This is a genomic window from Salibacterium halotolerans, from assembly GCF_900115625.1.
Taxonomy (GTDB): domain Bacteria; phylum Bacillota; class Bacilli; order Bacillales; family Marinococcaceae; genus Salibacterium; species Salibacterium halotolerans.
Genome location: NZ_FOXD01000046.1, coordinates 1 through 1,942 on the forward strand (window position 1 = coordinate 1; position 1,942 = coordinate 1,942).

2 protein-coding genes are annotated in these 1,942 nt (G+C 41.1%); both read left to right on the top strand.

What is annotated here, in order from left to right; translation table 11 throughout:
• Nucleotides 1-194: 194 nt before the first annotated feature.
• Nucleotides 195-935 (top strand): Fic family protein, encoded by a 741-nt coding sequence (locus tag BM124_RS18370; protein ID WP_425288603.1) that lies wholly within the window; start codon nucleotides 195-197, stop codon nucleotides 933-935.
• Between the two features lie 41 nt (nucleotides 936-976).
• Nucleotides 977-1,345: a restriction endonuclease gene (locus tag BM124_RS18375; protein WP_170841233.1), complete on the top strand. Its 369-nt coding sequence runs from the start codon at nucleotides 977-979 to the stop codon at nucleotides 1,343-1,345.
• Nucleotides 1,346-1,942 lie beyond the last annotated feature (597 nt).

Consider the following 1,942-nt stretch of genomic DNA (forward strand, 5'->3'; position numbering starts at 1 on the left):
AGCAAGCGGAGCGCGGTAGAAGATTCGCGGTGTACAAAAATAGAGGGCTGAAAACGGCAGTCTTTCAGAACGACCGAGAAAAACTTGACGCATACCTTGCTGAAGGGTATTTTTTCAATCTACTCTTCCTGTGGTAGTATGAATATACTCGCTTTGGCAATAGAAGGGTGAATAGGAAGAGGTGGATGTGTATTATGGACTTCAGTAAGGTTAACAAGTTAAAACAGGAGTTAGATCAGTTACGTCCGCTGCCACCTGAAGCGACAAGAAACCTAAAAGAACATTTCAGGGTAGAGTGGACCTATCATTCCAATGCAATAGAAGGAAACACGTTATCCTTAATGGAAACCAAATTAGTGCTGGAAGAAGGATTAACGGTAGGCGGAAAAAAATTACGTGAACACTTTGAGGTCATTAATCATGCTGAAGCTATAGATTTTATTGAAGAACAGATCGATCAAGGTTCAACAATGAATCATTCGTTGATCAAAAATGTTCATTATCTTGTCCTTAAAAATATTGATGACCATAATGCAGGACGTTATCGTCAAATAAACGTTCGCATTTCTGGTAGTCAACACCACCCTCCTCACTTTTTACAAGTTCAAGATGAAGTGGAACAATTGATCAAATGGTATGAAGAAAATAAAGACCAACTGCATCCCGTAGAACTGGCAGCGTTATTCCATTTTAAACTTGTATACATCCATCCTTTCTCTGATGGAAATGGACGAACGGCACGTTTAATGATGAATCTTATTCTCATGCAGAATGGGTATCCGCCAGCAGTTGTAAAAGCTGAAGATGAAAAAAGATATAAATATTATGAAGTATTAGAGCTGGCCAGCATGAATCGTACATTCCAGCCTTTTACAGAGTTAATAACAGAATGTGTAGAAGAAAGCCTGGAAGTTTTTATAGGTACTGTAAAATAGCCGTTAGGCAAAAGTGATACCTCTGGTATTGCTTTTTTCTGTTGGTCTTATGGCAGACAGGGTCCTTTGTCCTTTCAGTGGCAGCAGGTATTGCCGCATTTCTGTTGATCGTGGTTTTCATCCTCGGCATGGAAGGGACCAAAAGAAAACGGATTCGACAAGCCGGAATTCATGATGTGGACCGAATGAGCGGAAAGGCATTTGAATTGTTCCTGGAAGAGCGGCTGAAACAGGACGGGTATAAAGTAAAGCAAACAGCCAAGGGAGCGGATTATGGTGTGGATTTATTGCTACAAAAAGATAAAACCATCATCGCCGTCCAAGCCAAGCGATACCGATCCAATGTAGGGGTAAAAGCCGTCCAGGAAGTCCGAAGTGGAATGGATTACTATCAAGCGGATAAAGCGTAGGTTATCACGAATAGTTATTATATCTCCAATGCTTATCGACTAGCCGAAAAGAGTAATGTTGCTCTGTTCGACCGAAAGCAAGTGATAGATTGGTTGTAAAAACAGGAACAAAGCGGCTAACAGTACGGATTCCATTTATAGCAACAAATAGAAGCCTATTCATGGTATCATAGATAATAGATGCAACGGGATTTCCCTTTAAGGATGGGTAGCCACTCCCCAAGTAGGAAGGAAGTGGTGCCATGTCTGATTATCAACTTATCATGATAATGCTAACCGTATTGCTTATGGTGGTGTCAGGCAGAAAGTAAAACCCCATCCTTAAATTAGAGGGGCAACTCTAAAAAAGGATGGGGTTTTTAATAAACCATTAAAATAGTTGCCCTCTTTGAAGGGCCGTTCGCATCTTCAACAGGTAGGGATAGCGGTTACTGTTCCTACCTGTTATTATATCCTAACTGTATCACAATATGTCCTGTATCACAACATGACATGTATTACAGTATGCGTCAAGTTTTTCTCGGTCGTTCTGAAAGACTGCCGTTTTCAGCCCTCTATTTTTGTACACCGCGAATCTTCTACCGCGCTCCGCTTGCT

Bases quoted from the DNA above. Each gene is read 5' to 3' on its own strand.
- BM124_RS18370 (WP_425288603.1), top strand. From the start codon at position 195: ATGGACTTCAGTAAGGTTAACAAGTTAAAACAGGAGTTAGATCAGTTA.